Annotated in this window: 2 protein-coding genes; both read right to left on the reverse strand. The window is 49.0% G+C overall.

All coding sequences use genetic code 11. The features are described from left to right. Positions 1–295 precede the first annotated feature (295 nt). Positions 296–3307 (reverse strand): DUF5906 domain-containing protein, encoded by a 3012-nt coding sequence (locus QT974_RS32040; protein WP_333472406.1) that lies wholly within the window; start codon positions 3305–3307, stop codon positions 296–298. 134 nt (positions 3308–3441) lie between these two features. Continuing rightward, on the reverse strand, positions 3442–3747 hold the full coding sequence (locus QT974_RS32045) for a hypothetical protein (protein ID WP_333472407.1): 306 nt from the start codon (positions 3745–3747) through the stop codon (positions 3442–3444). Positions 3748–4051 lie beyond the last annotated feature (304 nt).

Genomic DNA, 4051 nt, shown 5'->3' on the forward strand with positions numbered 1-4051 from the left:
GAGGGTCGCTACGTGTAGACACTGTAGACGTGCCTGATACTTCCTTGAGAATGCGCTGTGCAGCTTGACTTACGGACTCACCCTCCAGTCTTTGAGCTTCTATCCAGTTCAGGAAGTGACCGTTCGCTCTGAACGATACGACTTGACTTTGACTCATTGTAGACACCTGTATACACTACTTTGTCTACAATAACTGATAACTGTCTACGCTGTCAACAAATTGTCTACAGAACTTGTAGACACGAAAATCCCCCAAGGTAGGGGGATAAGATTCTAGTCGTCAACTATCAGGCAGCTACTTGAGTTTCCGCAAGTTACAGAAGAGCATTGATATTACCCGTCCGCCCTTATGACCCTCGCGCTCTTGCCAGTCAACCTTGCAACTGATGCTCGTGTGAATCTCAACAATGCGGCCGTGCCAGCTATAACTAGAGTCCTCTGGGTCGTTGCCAGCCACCTTGTCACCGACCCTGAATGCTTTGAGCGGGTCGGAGCAGGGGATGCCCGTGAGTAGTTCTGTCAGTTTTTGCTTGTCAGATAGAGTGAGTTTTGCGATCGCATTGCACAATTCCAAAATAGTTGGGTTTAGTGCTCCAGCATCTCCAGCAGCGCTCTGTGTAAGGATTGTTTGCTCCAGCAGTGCTCCAGCGGTATTTTTTTGCTGGAGCACTGCTGGAGACAATACCCTTGCTGTGTCTACTGCTGGAGATGCTGGAGCACTTTTTTCACTTTTTTCTGAATTGTGTTTGCTGATGCCGAGATAGTAAAAATCACCCATCGTCCGCTGAGACTCGAAACCTCGTTCGGTGTGTCGATATTTCCCCAATTTAGGGAACAACTCGCTGAACCGCGCAAAGACTTGATTGATAGCCTTAACAGGAGTGTCACGCCCCGGCAACTCATTCCAAATTAGCTTCTGATTGCCGTTGAGGTTGTGTTCAATTTCAAGAATGCCAGCCTCTACATACCAGTCCCGTAACTCCTGCCACAAATCTTTAGCGTAAACCCGATCGCCTTGACCGACCTCATACCCCATATCTCGAACAAACTGCCACAGGTGCTGAGATTTCTCCTGAGCTTCCCGCAAAGCCGCGTCACTGGAGCCGTAATTAATTCCTTGAGTCAGTACCAACGGTATCCGCTCCAACATCCTGTTCAACAACGCCGAGGCAATCCGTTCCAGAACAAAGTTTGGGTCTTCCTTAAACCGAGGATCGGCCTCTAATTGACCTTTAGCGGCATCGGCTCCAACTACGTAAGTTTTCTTAAAACTCAGAATGCAGTAACGGCTGCGGATAGCTTCCGCATCACTGCTGATACTTGGCAAGACATTGCAGTTAGCAAGGAATATAGCCTCTGGCTTGTACGGATACTCACCGCGTCCCTTGTGTTCAATGGTCAACTCATCCCCGGTGATGAACTGCTTGAGACTTTGCAACTTGTCCAGTTTCACCGCGTCCGCATTCTCGCTAGACCAGTTGCAGAGAGAATTCTCAAGACCGGCAAGGGGAAACTTGCGGCCGGTGTCGTAAATCTGAAAGTCCTTTAAAGACTTCCCAGTCACGCCCCGTCCCAGCACAGCCACCAACGCAGTCCGCAAAGTATCCTTGCCGTTGCTACCATCGCCGTGACAAAGCAGCCCTTTGACCCGTGACATTTTCAAACGAGCCAGAGGCAAGCACAGTGCAGCAGCAATTGTTCTCAGAAAAATCTCTCGCTGCTGTGGCTCAAGACACTCCAAAAGGCGATCGCAATCTGTGACATCGACATCAGGGTCATATTTGCCACCGATGTATGTGTAAACCTGCTCAGGATTGTGTGGGGTAAAGGTATGGGAGCCGTCAGGATTAATCCTTACAACCCCGTTAGAGCAGTTCAACCCCGGCGGGTTTACGGTATCAAGGTCTACATCCAAACCTGCAACCACCCAGTCATAGACCTGATTAATGCTGGCAGAACTAGCTCGGTTACAGCGATATACATCTTTTACCTTCTCAAAATAGGTACTGAGCCAGTCACGGATGCGACGTTTTTCTGAAGTTTCTGGCCGCAGTTGATAACAACCGTCAGCAAATTGGTAAATTTGACCCGCAATTGAGACCCAATGACCCTCAGCATACAGTGCAGATTCTGCTTTTTGGATGTAGTTAAGTTCTGGAGATGGCGCTGCGTCTGGAATGTAGTCGTTAATACTACTGACTGACGACAAATATACTACATCTTCTCGCGTATGCGCGTGAGAGATAAGAGAATTTTCATTGATTTCTCCCGTTGCAGCGTTGTGAATTTCCGCTTCTAATCGGCGAATAAACTCTTCAATGTCCATGTTTTCCAAAATCTCTCGGATATCCCCTTTATCTGGGATATCTGGGTAGATGACAACCGGGTCAAGAACTACACAAGGGAATTGAAGGCGATCGCAAATTGATTGAACCTGAGCGCCTTTCTTGATTCCCGTAGCGTCGTTGTCCCGTAGTTTCAGGAGCGTGATGTTTTTCCCTGTGACCCGCAGCGCTTCCACAGTTCTGGTGATTTCGGCATCGTTCCAGTTAGACCCCTGGAGTGTTAGGGCTGCGATACCGTGAGGCCTTGCAAGTTCTACGTTTGGCTCACCCTCAAGCATCAGAACTGCAACGGGTTCACCGTCTGGCACGCCTGCTAAAACCTCAACTACTTCGTCAATGCGGTAGGCAGACCAAGGTAAATCGCCTTTGTTCCAGACACGTTTACCACCGCCGTCAATGTGAGTTTGGCGGTAGGTTTTGTCACGCCCCTTTGGACTGTTTGGGTCTAACCATTCAAAGCGCAATACGGACTGTGAATGGCTGTAGACGTAGGTAATTTGTTGGGTTTCTGCGGGTATACCCTTTGGCAAGTATTCAGGCTTATGAGGTTCGGGCCCGTATTGTGGTGCTGGTAGTCTTAGGATTTTCAGTCCAGTCGGTATTGGAACCGATATCGACTGTGGAATTAGACTTTGGACTGCTATCACCTTCTTTTGTGGCTTCTGTTTTGCCTTGTCTTCCTTCTGTGCCTGACGCTCTGCCAAGACTTCAGCCCAAGGTTTGATAGCTTCACGGATAGCTGTGGTGTCACAGTCAGAGGTAAAACAGTGATACTTCCCAGTCTTACTTTCAATGCTTAGATTGCGCCCACTGCATACCGGGCAAATATATTTACCTTTCCCTTTACCTGGTCGTAGCTTGTCCAGGTGGTCACGGATATCGAAGGAGTCTGTACTCAGTTGGCTGGAATTTTCCGAGGAATCGGATGCAAAATTTGACCCTGTGGGGTAGGATATAGTCATAGGTTTTCCGCCCTAAAAAGCGGGTTTTAGTACCAAAAGCCGTTGCAGTTCAGGTTCCAATTGATAGCAGCGGTTTTTTGGCGTTTACAGTTTTTTTGAAAATTCAAGGCATAGGAGGAACCGCCCCGGCAAAGTTAGATTGCGGGTGCGATTAAGCTGTCGTTGCGGACAAGAGGAATGCAGTTGCGAAACTTTGCGATCAGGAACGCAGTGAGGTTGATTGGAGAAAGCCTCAGATACCAAAAAAGTCTTCTTACACTACGTCCGTCAAGCACCTGGTCTACGTGAACTAGGACAACACCAAAGCAGTACCACGGAAGGGCTATAAACTCGCTAGGATGCGCGCACCACCACCAAGGCATACCAAAAGCTGCCTCAACTAAGTCAGACAGCAGTATTTTGTCCTTGGGTTCGTGGTTGGATACTAGGAGTTCGGGCATTGCCTTGTGTCGGTATATCAACTAATTCTACAGCGACGACCGCTGAGGCAAGATGTCGCTGTTTGGGGCTGTTTTCTGCTGGGATGTAACATGGTTGTCCATTCCGGAAACCCATAGGGTTTCCTAGGGTTGTAGCACGTATGCTGAGTGTCGTTTCACTTTCCAGTGAGTTTCTGGACGTAAACGACTCGCAACTCACCCGCTTTTTTTGCAGCTATCCCTGACCTCCCAACACCGCATCCCACGGCAGAGGTTGTGGTTCCCCCGGTGTTGGCGGCGGGACTGTTGCCCCCAGTTGAGGTAG

Origin of the sequence: Microcoleus sp. BM001215392 (assembly GCF_036700185.1) — a bacterium.
Classification (GTDB): Bacteria; Cyanobacteriota; Cyanobacteriia; order Cyanobacteriales; family Microcoleaceae; genus Microcoleus.